Source organism: Rhizobacter fulvus (assembly GCF_964020785.1).
Genome location: NZ_OZ224516.1, coordinates 5,251,918 through 5,272,520 on the forward strand (window position 1 = coordinate 5,251,918; position 20,603 = coordinate 5,272,520).

The following is a 20,603-nucleotide window of genomic DNA, read 5'->3' on the forward strand; positions in this document are numbered from 1 at the left end:
TCCCGCGTCCTCATGACAACGACAGCGCCTTCGCGACTGCGCGAAGACTTGATCCATGCCGACCCGCTGCTCGACGGCCTGGTCGAGATCTGCCGACTCCACGGGCGCGCAGCGTCGCGCGCCACCCTGTCCGCCGGCATGCCGCTCGTCGAGGGACGCATGACGCTCGAACTCGCCGAGCGCGCCGCCGCTCGCGCCGGCATGTCGACCCGCCTGCAGCGTATCGGGCTCGACCAGATCGACGCGGCCACCCTGCCCGCGATCCTGGTGCTCCAGGGCGACCGCGCGTGCGTCCTTCTCGGCTGGGACGAAGGCGGCGCCAACGCCCGCCTGCTGCTGCCCGAGACCGGCCAGGGCACGGTGACGCTGCCGCGCGCCGAGCTCACCGAGCGCCACACCGGCGTCGTGCTGTTCGTGCGGCCGCATTTCCGCTTCGACAAGCGCACCGAGGGCATGGCCGAGCGCGACACACCGCGTTCGCGCCACTGGTTCTGGGGCGCCCTGCTGCAGCAGCGCTTCGTCTACCGCGACGTGCTCTGGGCGGCGCTGCTCGTCAACCTGTTCGCGCTGGCGTTCCCGATGTTCTCGATGAACGTCTACGACCGCGTCGTGCCGAACAACGCGGTCGAGACGCTGTGGGCGCTCGCGCTCGGCGTCGTGCTGGTGCTCGGCGCCGACCTGTTCATGCGCTTGCTGCGCAGCCACTTCGTCGACGAGGCCAGTGCGCGCGTCGACGTGCAGATCTCCGCCACGCTCATGGAGAAGGTGCTCGGCATGCGGCTCGAGCACCGGGCCGAATCGGTCGGCTCCTTCGCCGCCAGCCTGCGCGGCTTCGAGCAGGTGCGCGATTTCATCGCGTCGAGCACCGTGACCGCGCTGATCGACCTGCCGTTCGCGCTGCTGTTCGTCGGCGTGATGCTGTGGATCTCGCCGTGGCTGGCGTTGCCGGTGGTGCTGGCGGCGTTGCTGATCCTGGCGCTCGGCTGGGTGCGGCAACAGCGTCTGCACGAGCTCTCCGAGACCACGTACCGCGCCTCGGCGATGCGCCACGCGACGCTGATCGAGAGCCTGACCGGCATCGAGACGATCAAGTCGCAAGGCGCCGAGAGCGTGATCCAGCGGCGCTGGGAGCGGGCCAACTTGTTCCTCGCCAAGACCAACGTCAAGACGCGCGCGCTGTCGTCCGGCGCGATGTACGGCACCAACACGCTGATCCAGTTCGTGTCGGTCGTCATTGTGATCATCGGCGTCTACCTGATTGGGCAGCGCGAGCTGACCATGGGCGCGCTGATCGCCTCGAGCATGCTGTCGTCGCGGGCGCTCGCGCCGGCCGGGCAGATCATCGGTCTGATGCTGCAGTACCAGGGCGCGCGCACCGCGCTCGAGAACCTGAACCGGATGATGGACAAGCCGGTGGAGCGCCCGCTCGGCCAGGCGTTCGTCGAACGGCCGACGCTGCGCGGCGAGATCGAGTTCCGCAACGTCCAGTTCGCGTACCCCGGCCGCACCGACGCGGCACTCGACGGCCTCAGCTTCAAGATCGCCCCGGGGGAGAAGGTCGCGCTGATCGGCCGCGTCGGCTCGGGCAAGTCGACCATCCAGCGCCTGATCATGGGCCTGTACCAACCGACCGAGGGAGCGGTGCTGCTCGACGGCATCGACCTGCGTCAGCTCGACCCGGCCGACGTGCGCCGCAACTGCGGCTACGTCTCCCAGGACGTGACGCTCTTCTACGGCACCTTGCGCGAGAACATCGCGATGGGCCTGCCCTACGCGCACGATTCGGCGATCGTCGCGGCGGCCGATGTGGCCGGCATGACCGATCTGGTCAACCGCCATCCGCGCGGCTTCGACATGCCGGTCGGCGAACGCGGCGAATCGCTCTCGGGCGGGCAGCGCCAGAGCGTCGGCGTGGCACGGGCCGTCCTGCACAACGCGCCGATGCTGCTGCTGGACGAGCCGACCAGCGCGATGGACTTCTCCACCGAAGCGCAGATGACCGGCCGGCTCGGCGCCTTCGCGCAGGACAAGACCGTGGTGCTGGTCACGCACCGCACCTCGCTGCTGGCGATGGTGACCCGCGTGATCGTGATCGATGGCGGCAAGATCGTTGCGGACGGCCCGCGCGATCGCATCATGGAAGCACTGCAAAGCGGACGCGTGGCGAAGGCGGCATGAGCGCATTGATCACTCCCCCCACGGGCCCGGCACCCCGGGCGGGCATTCGCCAGCGCCTGGCGGACGCCCTGGCCGCGACCCCGGACGACCGCGACGGCGCCGGCTTCCGCGGCTTCGATCTGGAAGCCGGCGACCTGATGTCGCGGGCCAAGACGCAGCGCGCGCAGAAGATCGTGCGCGCGGCCGTCGTCGTGGTCGTGCTGCTGCTGGTCTGGGCCGCGCTTGCCAAGGTGGACGAGATCACCAAGGGCGATGCGCGGGTGATCTCGTCACGCCAGCTGCAACTCGTGCAATCGCTCGACGGCGGCGTCGTGTCCGAGATCCTCGTGAAAGAAGGCCAGGTCGTCGAGAAGGACCAGCTGCTGCTGAAAATCGACGAAACGCGCGCCACTTCCGGCGTGCGCGAGAGCGCGGCGCAGGGCTTCGCGTTGCGAGCCCGGCAGGCGCGGCTGCGGGCACTCGCCGAAGGCGCGGCATTCGAAGCGCCGCCGGCAAGCGACAGCGCCGACGAGCGCCGCATCGTCGAAGAGGAGCGGCGCCTGTACGAGACGCGCCTGTCCGAGCTGAACACGCTGCTGGCGATCAACCAGCAGCAGCTCCAGCAACGCCAGCAGGAGCTGGGCGAGATGCGCTCGCGCAAGGCGTCGGCCGACCGCAGCCTCGACCTCGCGCAGCAGGAGCTGACCAAGACCCGCCCGCTGCTGGCCGGCGGCGCCGTCTCGGAGGTCGACATCCTGCGCCTGGAAGGCGCGGTATCCAAGGCACGCGGCGACTCGGAGCAGTCCGGCGCGCAGATGGCCCGCGTGCAGGCCTCCATCGGCGAGGCGCAGCGCAAGATCCAGGAGACCGAGCTGACCTTCCGCAACGAGGCCCGCAAGGAACTGGCCGAGTTGATGGGCAAGCTCAACGCGCTGAACCAGGGCGCCGTGGCCCTCACGGACAAGGTCGACAAATCCCAGATCCGCAGCCCGTTGCGCGGACGCGTCCAGCGCCTGCTCGCCAACACGGTGGGCGGCGTGGTGCAGCCTGGCAAGGACATCGTCGAGATCGTGCCGCTCGACGACGTGCTGGTGCTCGAGGCCAAAGTGATGCCGCGCGACATCGCGTTCATCCACCCGGGCCAGGCGGCCACCGTGAAGTTCACCGCCTACGACTTCTCGATCTACGGCGGCATGGACGCCGCGGTCGAGAACATCAGCCCCGACACGGTGGTCGACGAGAAGGGCAACGCGTTCTATCTCGTGCGGGTGCGCACGACGCGCGCCAACTTCAGCGAGAAGCTGCCGATCATCCCGGGCATGACTGCGGAGGTCGACATCCTCACCGGTCACAAGACCGTGATGTCGTACCTGCTCAAGCCGGTGCTCAAGGGCAAGGCCTACGCGCTGCGCGAGCGCTGACACCCAAATCGGTGTCCGAAATACGCCGAATCGCCTTGCGCTATGCAAGCGCGAAGTCCGGCTTTAGGTGAATGGCTTCACGTTGTGTCCGTGTTGCGCGCACATAAGGAAGGTCGACTGAAATAGGCTCGCTTATCCGTTTCCTTGCCCATTCAGCCGACTCATGCCGACCATCGTCAAAACTCTTCAAGGCCGTATCTCCGGGTTGTGGGGCACTGCCCTGTTGCTGGGCGAGGATGGCAAGATGCACGCGCTGCATCTCGGCGATCTCGTGCATCGCGGCGATGTCATCCTGACCTCGCAGAACGGCATCGTGCAGCTGACCCCGGACGACGGCGCGCCCGTCGCGCGCGCTGTCGCAGCGCCGGCAACGCCCGAGATCGACCGTGTCATCACCGGCCTGAACCAGCCCGAACCGACCGACGCGACCGCTGCCGGCCTGACGGGCGGCGACAGTGGCGATCTGCTGCCCGGGTTGCGCGTGGCCCGCATCACCGAGGCAGTGACGCCGGCGTCGATGTCCTTCCCGGACACCTCCGAGCGCGTCTTCATCGAGCCGATCGGCGTGGCCGAGCGCGAAGCCGAGCGAGCCATCGCCGCCGACACGACCACGATCCAGGCGTTCGAAGAAGGTGCGCCGGTCAACCTCGGCCTGGCCGCGCCGACCGGGATCAGCGAGGCCGCCGTCATCCGCGTGACCCAGTTGCCGCTGATCGGCGAACTCGTGAAGTCGGACGGCACGCCCGTGACGATCGGCAGCGTGCTGACCCCGGGCGAACTCACCGGGCTGACCTACGTCCCGCCCACCGACTACACGCCCGGCACGCCGGTCGGCCTATTCCGCTACACCGTCACCGACGGCGGCGTCACGGTACCTGGCGGCGTCGTGATCGATCTCGCGCCGGTCAACGACGCGCCGATCGGGCAGCCGGACACCGTCGCGACGCTCGAAGACACCCCGGTATCCGGCAACGTGCTCGGCAACGACAGCGACGTCGACGGCGACCCGCTGACGCTGACCCAGTACACGATCGACGGCGTCTCCTACCCGGCCGGCACGAGCGCGACGATTCCGGGCATCGGCACGCTGACCATCGGCCCCGACGGCAGCTACACCTTCGTCCCTGCGCCCAACTACAACGGCCCGGTGCCGCCGGTCACGTACACGCTGACCGACGGCACCGTCACGACGACCTCGACGCTGACGATCACGGTCGGCGCGGTCAACGACACGCCGGTGGCGATCGACGACCAGGTCACGACGCCGATCAACACACCGGTCAGCATCCCGGTGCTGTCGAACGACACCGATCCGGATGGTGATCCGCTCACCCTCACCACCGCGGTCCTGAGCAACCCGGCCCAGGGGACGATCACGGTCAACGCGGACGGCACGCTGGACTTCACGCCGGCCACCGACGTCACCGGCCCGGTCGTCATCAGCTACACCGTGACCGACGGCCAGGGCGGCACCGCGACGGCGACCGTCACCGTCACCGTCGGCCCCAACACCGCACCGACCGGCACCGACAGCGTCCACACGATCGCCGAAGACGGGTCGTACACCGTGCAGGTCGCCGACTTCGGCTATGCCGACGGCGACGCCGGCCAAACCTTCGCCAACGTCCGCATCGAGACCCTGCCCGGCGCGGGCACGCTGCTGTTGAACGGCGTGGCGGTCACCGCCGGGGCGCTGATCCCGGTCGCCGTGATCGCCGCCGGACAGCTCGTCTTCGTGCCCGTCGCCGATGCGAACGGGTCGCCGTACGCGAGCTTCACGTTCAGCGTGCAGGACAGCGCCGGCGCCTTCGACGCGGCGCCGAATGCGCTGACGATCAACGTCACGCCGGTTCCTGATGCGGCCGTCATCGGCGGCGTGGCCACCGGCGCAACCGTCGAAGACACGACGCTCACCACCGGTGGCACGCTCACGGTCGTCGATCCGGACGCCGGCGAGGCCGCCTTCCAGCCGCAGACCGGCATCCCTGGTGCCCACGGCAGCTTCAGCATCGATGCGGCCGGCGTGTGGACCTACACGCTCAACAACGCCGACCCGGCCGTGCAGGCGCTCGGCGCTGGCCAAACGCTGCCGAACGAGGTCTTCACGGTTCGCAGCGTCGATGGCACGACCTCGCAGGTCACCGTCACGATCACCGGCACCGACGATGCGCCGGTCATCTCTGCGGGCGTTGGTGCGGTCACCGAGAACACCTCGCCCACTGTCAGCGGCACGCTCACGGCCACCGACGTCGACAACCCCACGCTGGCCTTTGTGCCGGCCACGATCAGCGGCAGCTACGGCTCGCTCGTGCTCCAGTCCAACGGCCAATGGACCTACACGCTCGACGCCCGCGCCGAACCGCTCGCGCAGGGCCAGGTCGTCAGCGAGCCGATCACCGTCACGCTCAACGACGGGTCGACCACGACCGTCACGATCACGGTCACCGGCACCAACGACGCACCGATCGCGAGCAACGACATCGCATCCACGCCGATCAACACCGCCGTCAGCAACATCCCGGTGCTGCCGAACGACACCGATCCGGACGGCGATCCACTCACCGTCACGACCGCGGTGCTGACCAACCCGGCCCAGGGCACGGTCACCGTCAACCCGGACGGCACGCTGAACTTCACGCCGGCCACCAACGTCACCGGCCCGGTCGTCATCAGCTACACGATCAGCGACGGCCAGGGCGGCACCAGCACCGCCACCGTCACCGTCAACGTCGGCAGCAACACGCCGCCCACCGGCGCCGACAGCACGCACGCGATCAACGAAGACGGGTCGTACACGGTGACGACGGCCGACTTCGGGTTCGCGGACGCGGATGCCGGTCAAACCCTGGCCGGTGTGCGCATCGACACCCTGCCTGCCGCCGGCACGCTGCTGCTCAACGGCGTGGCCGTGGCCGCCGGCGCCGTCATCTCGGCCGCCGACATCGCCGCGGGTCTGCTCGTCTTCAAGCCCATCGCCGATGCCAACGGCTCGCCTTACGCGAACTTCACCTTCAGCGTGCAGGACAGCGCCGGCGCCTTCGACACGGTGCCGAACACGCTGACGATCAACGTCACGCCAGTACCCGACACCGCCGTCATCGGCGGGAACGCCACCGGCGCGACCGTGGAAGACACGACGCTGACCACCGGTGGCACGCTCACGGTCGTCGATCCGGACGCCGGCGAGGCCGCCTTCCAGCCGCAGACCGGCATCGCCGGTGCACACGGCAGCTTCAGCATCGACGCGGCCGGCGTGTGGACCTACACGCTCAACAACGCCGACCCGGCCGTGCAGGCGCTCGGCGCCGGCCAAATGCTGCCGAGCGAAGTCTTCACAGTTCAGAGCCTGGATGGCACGACCTCGCAGGTCACCGTCACGATCACCGGCACCGACGATGCGCCGGTCATCTCTTCGGGCGTTGGTGCGGTCACCGAGAACACCTCGCCCAGCACCAGCGGCATCTTGACCGCCACGGACGTGGACAACCCGGCGCTGGCCTTTGTGCCGGCCACGATCAGCGGCAGCTACGGCTCGCTCGTGCTCCAGTCCAACGGCCAATGGACCTACACGCTCGACGCACGCGCCGAACCGCTCGCGCAGGGCCAGGTCGTCAGCGAGCCGATCACCGTCACGCTCAATGACGGGTCGACCACGACCGTCACGATCACGGTCACCGGCACCAACGACGCGGCCGTCATCGGCGGCGTGGCCACCGGCGCAACCGTCGAAGACACGACGCTCACCACCGGTGGCACGTTGACCGTTGTCGATCCCGACGCGGGCCAGTCGAGCTTCCAGCCGCAAACCGCCATTGCGGGTGCCCACGGTACCTTCAGCATCGACGCCGCCGGCGTGTGGACCTACACGCTCAACAACGCCGACCCGGCCGTGCAGGCGCTCGGCGCTGGCCAAACGCTGCCGAGCGAAGTCTTCACCGTTCAGAGCCTGGATGGCACGACCTCGCAGGTCACCGTCACGATCACCGGCACCGACGACGCGCCGGTCATCTCTTCGGGCGTCGGTGCGGTCACCGAGAACACCTCGCCCAGCACCAGCGGCACCTTGACCGCCACGGACGTGGACAACCCGGCGCTGGCCTTTGTGCCGGCCACGATCAGCGGCAGCTACGGCTCGCTCGTGCTCCAGTCCAACGGCCAATGGACCTACACGCTCGACGCCCGCGCCGAACCGCTCGCGCAGGGCCAGGTCGTCAGCGAGCCGATCACCGTCACGCTCAATGACGGGTCGACCACGACCGTCACGATCACCGTCACCGGCACCAACGACGCGGCCGTGATCGGCGGCGTAGCCACCGGCGCAACCGTCGAAGACACGACCCTGACCACGGGCGGCACGCTCACCGTCAGCGATGCCGACGTGGGTCAGTCCGCCTTCCTGCCGCAGACCAGCATTGCCGGCGCCCACGGCAGCTTCAGCATCGATGCGGCCGGCGTGTGGACCTACACGCTCAACAACGCCGACCCGGCCGTGCAGGCGCTCGGCGCTGGCCAAACGCTGCCGAACGAGGTCTTCACGGTTCGCAGCGTCGATGGCACGACCTCGCAGGTCACCGTCACGATCACCGGCACCGACGATGCGCCGGTCATCTCTGCGGGCGTTGGTGCGGTCACCGAGAACACCTCGCCCACTGTCAGCGGCACGCTCACGGCCACCGACGTCGACAACCCCACGCTGGCCTTTGTGCCGGCCACGATCAGCGGCAGCTACGGCTCGCTCGTGCTCCAGTCCAACGGCCAATGGACCTACACGCTCGACGCCCGCGCCGAACCGCTCGCGCAGGGCCAGGTCGTCAGCGAGCCGATCACCGTCCAACTTTCCGACGGCTCGACCACGACCGTCACGATCACCGTCACCGGCACGAACGATCTGCCGGTGATCTCGGGCCCGCTGACCGGCACCGTGAAGGAAGACACCACGCTGGTCTCGACCGGCACGCTGACCATCGCCGACCCGGACGCCGGCCAGTCCAGCTTCATCGCGCAGGCCGGTACGCCCGGCACCTACGGCACCTTCGCGCTGACGGCCGCCGGTGTCTGGACCTACACGCTGAACAACGCGGCCGCCAACGTGCAGTCACTGCCCGCAACCGCCTCGCTGACCGAGAGCTTCACGGTCACCTCGGCCGACGGCAGCAGCACGCGCACGGTGGTCGTCACGGTCAACGGCACCAACGACGTGCCGACCTCGCCGGGCGCGAGCTTCACGGTCGCGGAAGATGCGCCGGTCGTCTCGGGCTCGGTCACCGGCAGCGATGTCGACACCGGCGCAGTGCTGAGCTTCGCACTGACCGGCGCCGCTCCGGCCGGGCTGACCTTCAACTCGAACGGCAGCTACACCTTCGACCCGAGCAACGCGGCCTACCAGTCGCTCGCCGCAGGGCAGAGCCAGGTCGTCACGGTGCCGTACCAGGTGATCGACGACCGGGGCGCCTCGTCCCTGGCCAACCTGGTGATCACGGTCACCGGCGTCGACGACGCGCCGATGGCCGTCAGCGACAGCACCATCGCCGTCGAAGCCGGCGGCGTCGCCAACGCCATCGCCGGCACCAACCCGAGCGGCAATGTGCTGACCAACGACACCGATGTCGATGTCGGCGACACCAAGACCGTCTCCGCGGTCTCGGGCATCGGCGCGGGCATCGTCGGCGGCAGCACGACCGGCCTGTACGGCACGCTCACGCTCGACGCGAGCGGCAACTACACCTACGCAGTCAACAACAGCCTGGCCGCCGTGCAGGCCCTGCGCACCGCCGGCAACACCCTGCTCGACACCTTCAGCTACACGGTGCGCGACGCCGCCGGGCTCACCTCGACGACCACGCTGCAGGTGACGATCCAGGGCGCCAACGACGCCCCGGTGGCGGTCGCCGATGCGGCCTCCGTCACCGAAGACGTGCTGTTCACCTCCGTCGCCCCTGGCGTGCTCGGCAACGACACCGACGTCGATGCCGGCGACACCCGCCAGGTCACGGGCGTGGCCTTCGGCGCCACCTCCGGCGCAGTGAGCACACCGCTGACCGGTACCTACGGCACGCTGACGATGCAGGCCGACGGCAGCTACACCTACCTGGCCAACCGCCCCGCCGCCGAGGCGCTGGCCGCCGGCCAGACCGCCACCGAGCAGTTCACCTACACGATGCGTGACACCGCCGGCGCCACCTCGTCGACCACGTTGACCTTGACGATCACCGGCACGAACGACGCACCGACGGTCACCAGCGGCGCGGTGACAGGTACCGAGGACACGCCGCTCGTTCTCACCTGGGCCAACTTCGGCGTCAGCGACGTCGACAGCGCCAACAGCAGCCTGTCGATCAAGATCTCGACGCTGCCGGTTAGCGGCACCCTCCAGCACTTCGACGGCACCAGTTGGACGGCCGTAGCGGCAGGCAGCAGCTTTACCTACGCTGATGTCAACGCTGGCAATCTGCGCTTCGCGCCGGCGCTGAACGCATCCGGAACAACCGGCTACGCGGCTGGCCTGGGCAACATGAAGGCCGACTACGCGCAGTTCACCTACACCGCGAGTGACGGCAGCCTGACCAGCAACACCGGCACGATGACACTCGACATCGCCCCGGTCGCAGACGCGCCAACGCTGTCCCTGACGACGGCCAGCTTCCTCCGTTCCTCGAGCCTCGACGAACTGACCTCGCTGAGCGGACCCAATGCCTGGACGCGCTATGCCACCGACATGAACGGCGGCGCCTGGCGCACCAACAACACGGGCGGCACGATCGAAGTCTATGCCGAGGGCGAATACCTGCAGAACGGCAGTTCCAACCGTGTCATCGAGCTCGAGTCCAACGCGGGTGCGGCATCCAATCTCTACACCGATGTCTCGACCAAAGCCGGGCAGGTCTACCACTTGTCCTTCGACTTTGCGGAGCGTCTGAACAACCAGAACATCGGCTCCCAAGGGCTGATACCGGCCTATGGCACGGCGCAGATGGACGTGTTCTGGGGCGGCGTCAAGGTGGCCACGCTGAACACCGACACCAGCGAATGGACCCACTTCGAGCTGGACCTGGCGGCCGCCGCCACGGGTACCACCCGCTTGACCTTCCAGGCGACGGATTCCAACTCGCTCGGTGGCGTGATGGACAACCTGTCATTGCAGTTGTCGGCGAACACGATGTTCACGAACACCACCACGCAGTTGCCGCAACCCTCGGTCGCGCTGGTGGACACCGACGGCTCGGAAGCCTTGGCTCTCGCCGTGACCGGCATCCCGATCGGTGCGTCGATCAGCGACGGCACCCACAGCTTCACGGCCACTGCGGGCAACCAGGTGGCGATGATCACGGGCTGGACCTACTCGGCCCTCACGGTGACCCCACCTGCCGGGTACACCGGCAGCTTCACGTTGAATTACAAGGCCACCTCGACCGAAACTTTGGGTGGCTCGGTCGCGACCACGATCACCCCGGTGACGCTCAACGTCATTGCCCCCAACACCGCGCCGGTGGCGTTCAACGACGCCGTGACCGCAATCCGCGACGTGGTGGTCCACGGCAATGTGCTGACCAACGACACCGATGCCGACGGCCACACCCTGTACGTGACGGGCTTCACCGTCAACGGCACGACGTACCCGACCTACGACAGCGTCGGGGTCCTCGACAACACGACCGACAGCGTGACGATCGCCGGCGTCGGTTATTTCCGCATGGAGGCGGACGGCAACTACCAGTTCACGCCGCTGGCCGGCTACACCGGGACCGCACCGGCCATCTCGTACACGGTGGCCGACGAACACGGCGGCTACAGCACCGCCACGCTCACGCTGACCGAAACCACGACGGGCGGGATCATGGGAGGAAACGGAGCCGATCTCCTGAACGGCACCGCGGGCGCCGATGTCATCTCCGCGTCCGGCGGCAACGACACCCTGAACGGCCTGGGGGGCAACGACGTGCTCGCCGGCGGGACCGGCAACGACATTCTGATCGGTGGCGCCGGCAGCGACGTGCTCTGGGGAGGCGCCGGCAGCGACACCCTGACCGGTGGCACGGGCACGGGCACCGACACCTCGAGCAACACCTTCGCGTGGACGTTGAACGAACAGGGCACGTCGGCGTCGCCCGCGGTCGACACGATCACCGACTTCAACAAGGCCGCGGCCTCCTCCGGCGGCGACGTGCTCGATCTGCGCGACTTGTTGATCGGCGAGTATCACAACGCCTTCCAGCCCAACGGAAACCTGACCGACTTCCTGCACTTCACCACGAGCGCCGGAACCACGACGATCGAAGTGAAATCGCACGGCGTCGGCACGAGCAGCGCCGACGAGAAGATCGTGCTCACGGGCGTCGATCTGACCAACGGCGGCGCCCTCAACACCGATCAGCTGATCATTCAGGACCTGCTGAGCAAGGGCAAGCTGGTGGTTGATTGAACCAGCGGGTCAGACACGGGCCGGTGCGCCGGCCGGCGTCTCGACCCCCGGGCCGGTGAGGCCATCGACGCCCAGCGCATGGAGCGCCCGGGCGTCGTGCTCGTCGTTGACGCCTTCCACGTACACCTGGATCGCGAGGCTGTGCAGCAGCGTGACCAGGCTCTTCACGAAGCCGGCGCGGGTGGCGTCGAGCGCGACGCCGTGGGCCACGGCTGCGTCGAGCTTCACGTAATCGAGCCCCGCCTCGAACAGGCGCTCGATCTCGCCGAGATGCTCGCCGGCGTGCTCCAGCCCGAAGCGCGCGCCGGTCGGCCGCAGCTGACGACCCAGTTCGCGCACCAGATCGAAGTGCTCGACCGCGGCTGCCTCGTTGATCTCGATCCAGACCAGCCGGGCTTCACGCGGCATGGCCTGCAGCGCGGCCCGCAGACGGGCGGCGAAACCGCTGTCCGCCAGCGACGCGGGCGACAGGTTGATCGAGCGCGGCTGGCCGTCGTGGGCGATGTCCTCGAGCGCGAGCGCGAGCGCGCGCTCGTCGACCTCGCTGGTCAGGCGGCTGCGCATCGCCAGCGGCAGCCAGTAGGCTGCCGCCTCGAACCGGCCGTCTTCCTCGAGCTGCATGCGCAGCGGGCATTCCAGGTGGATCAGGCGACCCTGGGCGTCGACGACCGGGTATGGCGCCAACCGCACGCGGCCCGCGACGAGTGCCTCGCGGACGCGCTCGCGCCAGCCGCGCTCGCCGAGCAGCAGCCAGGGCGCGTCGGCGGCGTCGCCGGCCTCGACGGAGAACGGGCCGGCGCTCTCGGCGCGCGCGAGTGCCAGGTCGGCCGTGGCCATCAATTCGGCCAGCACCGCCCGGTGGCGCGTCTCGATCGCCCCCGCCGCCACGGCTGCCCCGGCATCCAGCCCCGGCAGGGCCGAGCGCAACAGTTCGACGACCGCGCGCGCGCTTTCGGCCGCGACACCGCCGAGCGGCAAGGCCAGCGCGAAATCGGAGCCGTTCAGGCGGCCGGCGAACGCGCCGCGCACGCGTTCGGTGTAGGTGTGCAGCGTCTGCGCGATGGCGGCGATCAGGCGGTCGGCGCCGGGGCGACCCAGCCGCCGGTTCAGTTCGGCCAGGTCGAGCACGCGCAGCAGCACCAGGCCGCCGGCGATGCTGCCGTCCTCGCGCTGCAGCGACGCGTTCAGCTGCGCGAGGAAGTGCGCGCGGTTGGCCAGGCCGGTCAGCGCGTCGCCACCGGCCTGCCTGCGCAGGGCCTCGACCTGCTCCGCCTGCGACTCGAACACGCCGCGCAGCCGGTCCACCATCGAGTTCATCGCCACGGTCAACCGGCGCAGTTCCGGCACGCTCGGTTCCGGCACCCGCAGGTACTCGCCGCGCTGCAACGACTCTGCCTGCGCCACCGTCGCCGTCAGCGGCCTGCGGATGCGCCGCACGCCCACGTGCGCCAGCGCGCCCGCGACCAGGCCGACCAGCGCGAGCGCCAGCGCCGAGCGCACGCTGCTGCGCCACAGCTGGTCATGCGCATACGCAACCTGGCTGACGACCTCGAGCGTGCCGATCGCGCGCCAGCCGTCCGAGACCTGGGCGGTACCGGGCACGGAGGCGATCGGCACCAGCGTGGCGAACCAGGCCGGCGCGCGCAGCGGCTTGCTGGCGGCCTCGCGCAGGAACAGCGGCTTCCCGTCCACCCCGGTGAGCCGGATGCGCTGGTAGTAGCCGGTGTCGAATTGCGCCGTGGCGGCCAGCTCCATGAGCTCGCGCTGGCCCTTCTGCTGTGTCATGACCTGCGCCAGCGCGGTCGCGTTGTCGCTGTTCTGCAGGCTCAGCTGGGTCTGCAGCGCGTCGCGCGCGCCCGTCACGTTGACCGTCACGCCCGCGACGAACGCCAGCAACAAGGTGCCCAGCAACAACAACCAGATCTGACGGATCAGCGACATCGGTGGCTCACTCTTCAATCATCAATCGAAACCCTCGGCACGCGCCTTCACCTGCACCTCACGCCAGCGCGACAAGCGCGCCGCGGGGTCGCCGGCGCGGTTCGCCCCGACACCTTGCCACAAGCCGTCGCCGTTGAAGCTGAAGACGGGCTCCAGGTCGCGCCGGCGCGACGCGGGGCGGATATCGCCCACGAGATTGTCCAAAATCGACGGCTCCGCGCCCGGCGTCGCGTAGTGCGCGAGCACCATGTGCGGAAGGACCTCGCCGCCGGGCCCGCCGAGCGTCGCGCGCACGTAGACCAGGCGCAGGTGCGCCACCGGCACGCCCGCGGCAAGCAGGCCGTAGTACTTCGCGATGACATAGTCCTCGCAATCGCCGCGGCCCTGCGCCAGCGTCTCGAGCGGGCTGGCCCAGTAGTCGATCTGACCCCAGACCTCCGTGTCCGGCGCGAACTGGATGCGGCGGTTGAAGAACTGGTTGATCGCGACCAGCCGCGCCGGCTCGTCCTGCCCGTCCAGGCTGGCCAGCAGGCCCTGCAACGCGCGCGCGCCGGCGTGGGCCTGGGCCCCGCGCGCCTGCGACGCACGCAGCATCGCCTCGACATCGAACGCCCGCGCGGCGACCATGCCGCAGAGCAGCGCGATCCCTGCAAGCACCCCCACGACCGTGCGCCGCCCTGCCCGCAAAACGCGCGCGGATGCGCGCCGCGCCGGTCTCGCGCAGAGGGTGCCGGGCGAGGCGGCGGGGAGGACTGTTGCGGGAAAGGTCACGTCGCAGGCTTGGTTCGTCCCCATCGTTCTCGTCCGCGCGGCGCGCGACTTGAGCGCCACATGGACCGGGCGGGCCACGGATCAGCGCAGCACGCTGCCGACGGCGCGGCTTATCTGGCCAAGACACGGCACCCGGCGTGACAAAGTGCGCCGCCGGGCGTCATTGGCACGCATCACTGCGCGTTCCATTCGGGCGCGCGCGTCGAAAATTCCGGCGGGGCGTCGGGCCCCAATGCGCGTCGATCAAGGCGCGCACAACCCAGTCCGGAGGACCATGAAGACGAATCGATTGACGCTCGGCGCCCTGACGCTGTTGCTGGCGGCCGGCACGAGCCTGGCGCAAACGCGCGACCCTTTGCGCCAGACCGTCGAACAGGCCGTCAACACGAATCCCGAAGTGACGGCGCGTTTCAACGCCTATCGCGCCTCGGTCGACGCCGTCGACGTGGCCCGCGCCGCCTACCTGCCCCGTGTGGACCTGAACGCCAGCGTCGCGCGCGATCACGACCGGTTCACCGGCCGCTTGCCCGAAGAGGGGCAAACGCTGACGCGCCGCCAGGTCGGCCTGAACCTGACGCAGTTGCTGTGGGACGGCCTGGGCACGAGCAACGACGTCGCCCGCTACGGCCACGACCGCCTGGCGCGCTACTTCGAGCTGATCGACGCCACCGAGCAGACGGCGCTGGAGGCCGCGCGCGCCCACTTCGACGTGCAGCGCTACCGCCGCCTGGTGCAACTCGCCGAAGACAACTACGTGCAGCATCGCTCCGCGTACCTGCAGATCCAGTCGCGCTTCAAGGCCGGCGTCGGCCGCGGCGTCGACCTCGAGCAGGCCGGCGCGCGGGTGGCGCTGGCCGAATCGAACCTGACGACCGAAGTCGCGAACCTGCACGACGTGACCCAGCGCTACCAGCGCATCGTCGGCAGCGCGCCGCCGAAAGACCTGCCGACGATCGCGATGCTGAAGGCCGGGCTGCCGGCCTCGCCGGCCGAGGCGATGGCGCTCGCCGTGCGCCAGAGCGCCGCCGTCAGCGCGAGCATCGAGGCCTTGCGCGCCGCGCGCGCACTGGCCGACGGCCGCCGCTCGGCCTTCCAGCCGCGCGTCGAGGCGCGGGTGCGGGGCGCCGCCGGCCGCAACGTCGACAGCCTGCTCGACCAGACCCGCAACGCGACCGCCGAGATCGTGCTGAACTGGAACCTGTACAACGGCGGCGCCGACACGGCCCGCGTGCGCCAGCAGGCCAATCTGCTCAGCCAGGCCACCGACCTGCGCGACAAGACCTGCCGCGACGTGCGCCAGACCGCCTCGATCGCCTACAACGACACGCGCAAGCTGGTCGATCAGCTGGTCTATCTCGAACGCAACACGCTCGCGATCGAGAAGGCCCGCGACGCCTACCGCCAGCAGTTCGACATCGGCCAGCGCAGCCTGCTGGACCTGCTGAACGCCGAGAACGAGGTCTACACCGCCCGCCGTGCGTACGCGAACGCCGAGCACGACCTGGGGCTGGCCTATGCGCGCGCCCACGCGGCGATGGACCAGCTGGGCCGCACGCTCGGCATCAGCCGCACGTCGAACGTCGCCGACGACGCCTCGGGCTGGGACCAGAGCGACGACGCGCCGACGCGTTGCCCGGCGATCGTCGCCGACCTGGCGAACGTCGTGGACCGCAGCGAGCTGGATGCGCGGGCGCAGAAGATGGCGGCTGACGTCCCGCCGCTGCAGCGCCCCGTCGACGCCATCGCGCCGGTGCGCAAGCCCTGATCGCGCGCGGTGCCGAGCACGTCGGCAAGAAAACGAAAGGGGCCGCGAGGCCCCTTTCTGCTTGGCGCGCCGGTCTGCCGACTAGCGCTTGACCGGCGGCAGGTCGGTGCACGCGCCTTCGAACGCTTCGGCGGCCAGGCCGATGCTCTCGCCCAGCGTCGGGTGCGGGTGGATCGTCTTGCCGATGTCGAACGCGTCCGCGCCCATCTCGATCGCCAGCGCGAGCTCGCCGATCATGTCGCCGGCGTGCGTACCGACGATGCCGCCGCCGACGATCTGGTGGGTCTCCTCGCTGAAGATCAGCTTGGTGAAGCCCTCGTCCCGCCCGTTCGCGATCGCGCGGCCCGACGCATTCCACGGGAACAGGCCCTTCTTGACCTTCATGCCCTTGGCCTTGGCTTCGTCCTCGGTCACGCCGACCCACGCGACCTCGGGGTCGGTGTAGGCCACGCTCGGGATCACGCGCGCATCGAACGCCGCCTTGGTGTCGCCGGCCGCCACCTCGGCGGCCACGTGCGCCTCGTGGACCGCCTTGTGCGCGAGCATCGGCTGGCCGACGATGTCGCCGATCGCGAAGATGTGCGGCACGTTGGTGCGCATCTGGATGTCGACCGGGATGAAGCCGCGGTCAGTGACCGCGACGCCGGCCTTGTCGGCGCCGATGCGTTTGCCGTTCGGCATGCGGCCGACGGCCTGCAGCACCAGGTCGTAAAGCTGTTCTCTGACCGCCGCCGGCGAACCGTCGGCGTTCTCGAACGTCACCAGGATGCCGTCCTTCGTCGCTTCGGCGCCCACCGTCTTGGTCTTCAGCATGATGTTGTCGAAGCGCGGCGCGTTCATCTTCTGCCAGACCTTGACCAGGTCGCGGTCGGCGCCCTGCATCAGCCCATCCAGCATCTCGACCACGTCCAGCCGCGCGCCGAGCGTCGAGTAGACCGTGCCCATCTCCAGGCCGATGATGCCGCCGCCGACGATCAGCATGCGCTTCGGGTTCTGGCGCAGTTCGAGCGCGCCGGTCGAGGTCACGACGCGCGGATCGTCCTTCGGCAGGAACGGCAGCTTCACGGCCTCGGAGCCGGCGGCGATGATGGCCTGCTTGAACTTGATCGTCTGCTTGCCGCCCTTCGCCAAATCGACGGCGAGGTGAAACGGGTCGAGGAACGCCGCGGTGCCCTGTACCACCGTGACCTTGCGCATCTTCGCCATCGCGGCCAGGCCGCCGGTCAGCTTGCCGACGACCTTTTCCTTGTGCGTCTTCAGCTTCGCCAGGTCGATCGCCGGCGGCTGGAAGGTGATGCCGTAGCTGTCGAAGTGCTTGACCTCGTCCATCACCGCGGCCACGTGCAGCAGCGCCTTCGACGGGATGCAGCCGACGTTCAGGCACACGCCACCGAGCGTCGCGAAGCGCTCGACCAGCACGACCTTCATGCCGAGGTCGGCGGCGCGGAACGCAGCCGAGTAGCCGCCCGGGCCAGCGCCGAGCACGACCAGGTCGCATTCGACGTCGGCACCGCCGGCGTACGTGGACGCGACAGGCGCCGGCGTCGCGGCGGCCACCGGTGCCGCGGCCGGCGCAGGGGCCGAAGCGGCGGGCGCAGGGGCAGGCGCAGCTGCCGCGCCCTCCGCGTCGAGCGACACGATCACCGAGCCTTCGTTGACCGTGTCCCCCACCTTGACCTTGACCTCCTTCACGACCCCGGCGTGCGACGACGGGATCTCCATCGACGCCTTGTCGCTTTCCACGGTCAGCAACGATTGCTCGACCTTGATGGTGTCGCCGGGCTTGACCAGCACCTCGATCACCGCCACGTCCTTGAAATCGCCGATGTCCGGCACCTTGATGTCGATGATGGCCATGTTCAGCCTTTCAGTTTGAGGGTGTGGACGTGAAACGGTCCACTGGAGTTCTTGTCGAATTCGCAGCCGGCGCGCACGCCGGTCTCGGCGACCTCGCGCGCCGTCTTGGCCTTGTCGTAGCTCGCATACATCGCCCCGAGCGCGAACGCGCGCCCGGTGCCGATGCCCCAGAAGCGGTCGAACTCGAACACCTCGCGGTAAGAGTAGATGCCGAAGATGCCCGCGTGGTTGGCGATCAGCGCGGTGAACTGCGAGCTCTCGTACGGGTCGGCGTCTTCCTCCTTGCTGTTGAGGAAGAAGTTCTCCTTCAGCTTCGGGTGCAGCTTCAGGAAGGTTTCGAACACCTCGTCGCGCGAGTGCAGCTTGAGCTCTTCGGGCGGCAGCGACGCCAGCGCCCGCCGCACGACCGGGAAGTGCGCGGTCGTGCCGGCCATGCCGATCCACGAATCGCCGACCTTGAACATCTTCAGGTTCGCTTCGTAGCCGTGACCGAGACGCGTGTCGCCGAACGTGACCAGCGTGTCGGCCGCGATGGCCACGGTGTTGCCCTTGCGGGCCACCACTACCGTCGTCATGCGCGACTCAGAGAAGCACGCGGCGGAAGTCGGCCAAGACCTGCCCGAGATAGGCATTGAAGCGGGCCGCCAGCGCCCCGTCGATCACCCGGTGGTCGTAGGAGAGCGACAGCGGCAGCGTCAGGCGCGGCACGAACTGCTTGCCGTCCCACACCGGCTTCATCGCGCTCTTCGACAGGCCGAGGATCGCCACTTCCGGTGCGTTGATGATCGGCGTGAAGTGCGTGCCGCCGATGCCGCCGAGCGAGCTGATCGAGAAGCAGCCGCCGGTCATGTCGGCAGGCCCGAGCTTGCCGTCGCGCGCTTTCTTGGCCAGTTCACCCATCTCGGTGCTGATCTGCAGGATGCCCTTCTTGTCGGCGTCGCGCAGCACCGGCACCACCAGGCCGTTCGGCGTGTCGGCCGCGAAGCCGATGTGGAAGTACTGCTTGTAGACCAGTTGGTCGCCGTCGAGCGAGGTGTTGAACTCCGGGAACTTCTTCAGCGCCGCGACGACCGCCTTGATCACGAAGGCGAGCATCGTGACCTTGACGCCCGACTTCTCGTTCTCCTTGTTGGTCGAGACGCGGAAGGCCTCGAGCTCGGTGATGTCGGCGTCGTCGTTGTTCGTGACGTGCGGGATCAGCACCCAGTTGCGGTGCAGGTTCGCGCCGCTGAGCTTCTTGATGCGCGACAGGTCCTTGCGCTCGACCGCGCCGAACTTCGTGAAGTCGACCTTCGGCCAGGCCAGCAGGCCGGGGATGCCGCCACCGGCCGAAGCGGCCGCCGACGGTGCCGCCGACTTCTGCGCCGCCGTCTGCACGCTGCCGGCCATCACGCCCTTGACGAAGCGGTGCACGTCGTCCTGGGTGATGCGGCCCTTGGGACCGCTGCCCTGGACTTCCTCGAGCGGCACGCCGAGCTCGCGCGCGAGCTTGCGGATCGTCGGCGACGCGTGCGGCAGGTTGCCCTTCGGCGCGGTGGGCTCGTGGGCGGGCAGCGCAGCCGTGGGCAGGGCCTTCTCGGCGGTCGGGGCGGCCGCGGGCGCCGGCGCGGAAGCGGTCGCTGGCGCCGGAGCCGCGTCAGCCGCCGCTGCGGCCGGCGCAGCCGCCCCGCCGGTCGCCTGGATCACGGCCACCAGGCTGCCCATCTTGACCTTGTCGCCCACCTTGACCTTGACGTCGTGGACCACGCCGGCATGCGACGACGGGATCTCCATCGAGGCCTTGTCGCTCTCGACGGTGATCAGGCTCTGCTCGACCTTGATCGTCTCGCCAGCCTTGACCATCACCTCGATGACGGTCACCTCGTCGAAATCGCCGATGTCGGGGACCAGCACATCCACGGGTCCGGCGCTCGCGGCCGGTGCGGGGGCGGGCGCAGCGACCGGCGCGGGCGCAGCCGCAGGGGCAGGCGCCGCGGCGGCGGGCGCAGGGGCAGGCGCGGCGGAGGCGGCGTCACCCGCCGCCTCGATCATCAGCACCAGCGACCCTTCCTTGACCTTGTCGCCGAGCTTGACCTTCAGCTCCTTCACGACGCCGGCATGCGACGACGGGATTTCCATCGACGCCTTGTCGCTCTCGACCGTGATCAGCGATTGCTCGGCCTTCACCGTGTCGCCGGGCTTGACCAGCAGCTCGATGACCTCGACCTCTTCGAAGTCGCCGATGTCCGGGACCTTGACTTCAACCAGTGCCATGTTCTTGTCTCCGGGGTCT

General features: G+C 69.1%; 10 protein-coding genes. 4 read left to right on the forward strand and 6 right to left on the reverse strand.

Going from position 1 to position 20,603, the window contains the following annotated elements; all coding sequences use genetic code 11:
* The first annotated feature begins 12 nt into the window (after positions 1–12).
* Together ACWH49_RS24860 and ACWH49_RS24865 are read left to right on the forward strand one after the other, a co-directional pair.
* Complete coding sequence (locus ACWH49_RS24860; RefSeq protein WP_448173873.1) at positions 13–2,178, forward strand: type I secretion system permease/ATPase; 2,166 nt, start codon at positions 13–15, stop codon at positions 2,176–2,178.
* Complete coding sequence (locus ACWH49_RS24865) at positions 2,175–3,578, forward strand: HlyD family type I secretion periplasmic adaptor subunit (protein WP_448173874.1); 1,404 nt, start codon at positions 2,175–2,177, stop codon at positions 3,576–3,578. Before ACWH49_RS24860 ends, ACWH49_RS24865 begins: the two co-directional genes overlap by 4 nt.
* 40 nt (positions 3,579–3,618) lie before the next feature.
* On the opposite strand, the gene ACWH49_RS24870 is transcribed toward ACWH49_RS24865, so the two are convergent.
* Positions 3,619–3,855: a hypothetical protein gene (locus tag ACWH49_RS24870; protein WP_448173875.1), complete on the reverse strand. Its 237-nt coding sequence runs from the start codon at positions 3,853–3,855 to the stop codon at positions 3,619–3,621.
* On the opposite strand from ACWH49_RS24870, the gene ACWH49_RS24875 reads away from it, so the two are divergent.
* Positions 3,823–11,997, forward strand: coding sequence for a VCBS domain-containing protein (locus ACWH49_RS24875; protein WP_448173876.1), 8,175 nt, complete (start codon positions 3,823–3,825; stop codon positions 11,995–11,997). The genes ACWH49_RS24870 and ACWH49_RS24875 overlap by 33 nt on opposite strands.
* A 9-nt stretch (positions 11,998–12,006) precedes the next feature.
* Here the strand turns inward: ACWH49_RS24875 and ACWH49_RS24880 are convergent, their stop codons facing one another.
* Both ACWH49_RS24880 and ACWH49_RS24885 read right to left on the reverse strand, forming a co-directional pair.
* The gene (locus ACWH49_RS24880) at positions 12,007–13,938 is read right to left on the reverse strand and encodes a bifunctional diguanylate cyclase/phosphodiesterase (protein WP_448173877.1); all 1,932 of its coding nucleotides are present in this window, start codon (positions 13,936–13,938) and stop codon (positions 12,007–12,009) included.
* Between the two features lie 21 nt (positions 13,939–13,959).
* On the reverse strand, positions 13,960–14,787 hold the full coding sequence (locus tag ACWH49_RS24885; RefSeq protein ID WP_448173878.1) for a transglutaminase-like cysteine peptidase: 828 nt from the start codon (positions 14,785–14,787) through the stop codon (positions 13,960–13,962).
* A gap of 196 nt (positions 14,788–14,983) precedes the next feature.
* On the opposite strand from ACWH49_RS24885, the gene ACWH49_RS24890 reads away from it, so the two are divergent.
* The gene (locus ACWH49_RS24890) at positions 14,984–16,474 is read left to right on the forward strand and encodes a TolC family outer membrane protein (protein WP_448173879.1); all 1,491 of its coding nucleotides are present in this window, start codon (positions 14,984–14,986) and stop codon (positions 16,472–16,474) included.
* Between the two features lie 81 nt (positions 16,475–16,555).
* Here ACWH49_RS24890 and lpdA read toward each other — a convergent pair whose 3' ends face one another.
* From lpdA to aceF, 3 genes are read right to left on the reverse strand one after another with little or no spacing between them, the layout of a single operon-like run.
* Complete coding sequence (gene lpdA, locus ACWH49_RS24895) at positions 16,556–18,331, reverse strand: dihydrolipoyl dehydrogenase (RefSeq protein ID WP_448173880.1); 1,776 nt, start codon at positions 18,329–18,331, stop codon at positions 16,556–16,558.
* 2 nt (positions 18,332–18,333) lie between these two features.
* Positions 18,334–18,906, reverse strand: coding sequence for a hypothetical protein (locus ACWH49_RS24900; protein ID WP_056463275.1), 573 nt, complete (start codon positions 18,904–18,906; stop codon positions 18,334–18,336).
* Positions 18,907–18,913: 7 nt separating this feature from the next.
* Positions 18,914–20,584, reverse strand: a complete 1,671-nt coding sequence (gene aceF / locus ACWH49_RS24905; protein ID WP_448173881.1) for a dihydrolipoyllysine-residue acetyltransferase — start codon at positions 20,582–20,584, stop codon at positions 18,914–18,916.
* Positions 20,585–20,603: the final 19 nt, after the last annotated feature.